Consider the following 2,849-nt stretch of genomic DNA (forward strand, 5'->3'; position numbering starts at 1 on the left):
CTTCCCCTATCCCGTGAAGAAGTTCGACATCCAGAACGAGCGCGTCCCTCGCTCGCGGGTCGGGTGGGAGGTGGCCGCGGCGACGCGCGAGATGACGGTCGGCCATGGCACCGTGCGCATCCAGCGCAATGGCGACTTCCACTCCGTCGTGACGATCCTGGAGAACTACGACGGGACCTGGCGCAAGACGCACGGCATGGATGACGTGCCGATGTACAAGGTCCAAAACTACGGGCTGAAGAGCTATCCCGACGCAGCGACCATGGCCGCCAGCGGGGACGTCGAGAAGAAGAACCCCGATGACACCGACTTCACCGACATCTGGGAACTGACCCAGCGACTTGCCGCGCCGGACTCCCCGGAGAAGTTCGCCTGGCTTCGCGCCAACTTGGCGCTGCCCGAGATCGCGAACTACACGGCACATACGGTCGTTACTCGCCGCTGGGACACCGGGAGCCGCAACTTCTACATGGTCAAGAACCCCCAGACCCTGCGCTGGCAGGTGCTTGCGTGGGACTTCGACCTCGTCTTCAACAACGGCGCCGACGGCACAGGCCCGTTCTTGACGCCCAGGATCGACCGACCCGGCATCTGGCAAAACCTGTTCAAGATGCCCGACTTCCGGGCCATGCACTTCCGCCGCGTGCGCACCCTGCACGACCGGTTCCTCGTCGGCAACGGGCTGGTCGAGCGGTATGACGAGTTGACGGCGGGTCACGCGAGTGACCTCAACCTCGACTACCAGAAGTGGGGTGGCATCTCGCCAACCACCGCCCGCAGCAACTTCGTCGCCGGTGTGCAGGAGCGGCGCCGGGAGATCGCCAATGGCACCACCAGCGGGATCATCCCGACCTCGCAGAGCGCCACGGCCGCCCCGGTGATCAACGAGATCCAGGCCGTGCCCGGCGCCACCACGCCGGAATACCTCGAGGTCTATAACCCCGGCACCACCGGCCTGGACATCAGCGACTGGTCGATCCCGGCGATTGGGCTCAGCCAGCTGGTGCCCGGCACGGTCGTGCCGCCGCAGGGCTATCTGGTCTGGAGCAATGACGACGCCAAACTCGTCAGCGCGTTCGGCGGCGACTTCATCGCCGGCGGCGTCTTCAGCGGTGATCTCGCCGACACCGGCGAGGAGGTGGCAGTCCTGGACGGCACCCGTGTGGCCGACTCGGTGACCTATGCCACGACAAGCCCGTGGCCCGGCCCGTCCGGTCCCTCGCTGGAGCTGAAGGACCCCGCCCTCGACAACAGCGTCGGCAGCAACTGGGCCTTCAGCACCGACCCCCGCAGGGGCACGGCCGGCATGCGCAACTCCGTCTTCGTCACCCAGCCGCCAACCAGCACAATCGTTTTCGCGATGGGATCGAGCTGGAAGTGGTACCCATGGGCGGCACCCAACCAATACTGGAAGAGCCCGACCTTCATCGACTCGGCGTGGAAGACGGGTGCCGGTCCGTTGGGCTTCCGGTCCACCCAGAAGACCACGATCAACACTGCGGTCGGCCGCTACTGCTACTACTTCCGCAAGACCTTCGACATCGGCACCGGCACGCGCACCGGCGTGACGCTGCGGCTGCGCCGCGATGACGGCGCCGTGATCTACGTCAACGGCAAGGAAGTCGCCCGCAGCAATATGCCGGCCGGCACGATCACGCACACCACGCGGGCCAAGTCGGATGTGCTGCCCGGCAAGCAAGGGACGACCTACTCGATCGCCCTGCCCGTCAGCGCCTTCCGCAACGGCAGCAACACGATCGCCGTGGAGGTGCACCAGTTCACGGCGACCGCGACGAGTGACCTGTTCTTCGACGCGAGCCTGATCGTCAAGCCCTAAGGGCGCGGCGGCGGGTCCGGCGGCATTACCCCCTCCGTGCCGCCGGACCTGGCCGCACCGGTGCACGAACGCACGTCACGGGTGTGTCAGGATCGGACGTATGACGGCCCAGACCCTCGACGGCAAAGCGATCCTTGACACCATCAAGGCCGAGCTGACCGAAAGGGTCGCGGCGCTCGCCGAGCGCGGGGTCGTCCCCGGCATCGGCACGGTCCTGGTCGGCAACGACCCCGCGAGCACGTGGTATGTCAACGCCAAGCACAAGGACGCCGCCCAGATCGGCGTGACGAGCTACCGCCGCGACCTGCCCGCCACGGCCACCCTGGACCACGTCCTCGCCACCGTGGACGAACTGAACGCCGAGCCCGGCTGCACCGGCTTCCTGGTCCAGCAGCCGACCGGGCTGGACGAGAACGCCATCCTCAGCCGCGTCGACCCGGCCAAGGACGTCGACGGACTGCACCCGACCAACCTCGGCTGGCTGGTCCTGGGCAAGGAGGCCCCGCTGCCGTGCACCCCCAAGGGCTGCATCGAGTTGCTCCGACGGTATGACGTGCCCCTGGCGGGTGCCCGCGTCGCCATCGTGGGGCGCGGGATCACGGTTGGCCGGCCGCTGGGCCTGATGCTCACCCGCCGCTCGGAGAACGCCACGGTCGTCACATGTCACACCGGCACCAAGGACCTCGCCGGCGAGCTGCGCCGGGCCGACGTGATCATCGCCGCCGCCGGCGTACCGGGCATCGTCACCGCCGACATGGTCCAGCCGGGAGCCGCGGTCCTCGACGTCGGCGTCAGCCGGATCACCGCCGAGGACGGCCACAGCGTCGTCGCCGGCGACGTCGACAAGAGCGTCTGGGAGGTCGCCGGCTGGGTCAGCCCCAACCCCGGCGGCGTGGGCCCGATGACGCGGGCGATGTTGCTGAGCAATGTCGTCGAGGCCGCCGAGCGCGCCGCCGGCAGCTGAGGAACGCGACGCGCCCACACCGCATACCGACGATGACACTCGACCCGG

Annotated in this window: 2 protein-coding genes; both read left to right on the plus strand. The window is 68.1% G+C overall.

Annotated elements, in window-relative coordinates; all coding sequences use genetic code 11:
- On the plus strand, window positions 1–1,837 hold a 1,837-nt coding region (locus tag BN11_RS17395; RefSeq protein ID WP_201329294.1), incomplete at its 5' end, for a CotH kinase family protein.
- A 100-nt stretch (window positions 1,838–1,937) separates the two neighbouring features.
- Entirely contained in the window at window positions 1,938–2,801 is an 864-nt protein-coding gene (locus BN11_RS17400; protein WP_048699583.1) for a bifunctional methylenetetrahydrofolate dehydrogenase/methenyltetrahydrofolate cyclohydrolase, read from the plus strand.
- Window positions 2,802–2,849: the final 48 nt, after the last annotated feature.

It is taken from the genome of Nostocoides australiense Ben110 (assembly GCF_001050535.1).
Lineage (GTDB): Bacteria > Actinomycetota > Actinomycetes > Actinomycetales > Dermatophilaceae > Nostocoides_A > Nostocoides_A australiense.